Origin of the sequence: Segeticoccus rhizosphaerae, from assembly GCF_009192725.1 — a bacterium.
Taxonomy (GTDB): domain Bacteria; phylum Actinomycetota; class Actinomycetes; order Actinomycetales; family Dermatophilaceae; genus Segeticoccus; species Segeticoccus rhizosphaerae.
Window position 1 is genome coordinate 1 of record NZ_VOHR01000752.1, and the last position, 513, is coordinate 513.

Below are 513 nucleotides of genomic sequence, written 5' to 3' on the forward strand. Positions count from 1 at the left end.
ATCTCGACGCACGGCTCGGCGACAACATTGCCGGGAGCTTCGCCGATGCCGAGGTCAAGCTCGCCTCGATACCTCTCGATATCGCCGATGCGTCGGGACGGTGGGACTATACCGGCGGGAAGGTCACGATCGGCGGAGCGTCATTCCTCCTGACTGACCGCGAGGAGCCGGACCGCTTCGAGCCGCTGGTCGCGCGCGATGCGGGCCTCACGCTGGAGGATAGTATCGTCCTCTCACAGGCTACGCTGCGCAACCCCGGGACCGACCGCATCGTCACCATCGCCGATATCCGCCACAATCTCGCGACCGGGGCGGGGCATGCCGATCTCGACGTACCCGGCCTCGTTCTCGACGACCAGTTGCAGCCCGACGAACTCTCCGCACGCGCGTTGGGCGTCATTGCCAATGCCGAGGGTACGATCACCGGCAAGGGACGCATCGACTGGGCCGCGAATGGCGAGGTCACCAGTTCCGGCACATTCGGCACCGAAAGCCTCGATTTCGCCGCCGCCT

Annotated in this window: 1 protein-coding gene; it reads left to right on the plus strand. The window is 65.9% G+C overall.

Features of this window, described 5'->3' with window-relative positions; all coding sequences use genetic code 11:
* The coding region (locus FRW57_RS23855; RefSeq protein ID WP_203230534.1) for an intermembrane phospholipid transport protein YdbH family protein at positions 1 to 513 on the plus strand (513 nt) is incomplete at both ends.